This window comes from Pseudomonas sp. R11F (assembly GCF_050312575.1).
GTDB classification, from domain to species: Bacteria; Pseudomonadota; Gammaproteobacteria; order Pseudomonadales; family Pseudomonadaceae; genus Aquipseudomonas; species Aquipseudomonas palleroniana.
The window spans coordinates 1-203 of sequence record NZ_JBNPJU010000106.1; the positions used below are offsets into that span (position 1 = coordinate 1).

Here is a 203-nt window from a genome sequence, read left to right on the forward strand (position 1 = left end):
GGTACGGTTCCTGGTTACCTGAAGCTTAGAAGCTTTTCTTGGAAGCATGGCATCAACCACTTCGTCATCTAAAAGATGACTCGTCATCAGCTCTCGGCCTTAGAATCCCGGATTTACCTAAGATTCCAGCCTACCACCTTAAACTTGGACAACCAACGCCAAGCTGGCCTAGCCTTCTCCGTCCCTCCATCGCAATAACCAGA

1 rRNA gene is annotated in these 203 nt (G+C 49.3%); it reads right to left on the reverse strand.

Annotation, left to right across the window (positions count from 1 at the left end):
- Positions 1-203, reverse strand: a 23S ribosomal RNA gene (locus ACQRBV_RS27620); the annotation flags it as partial.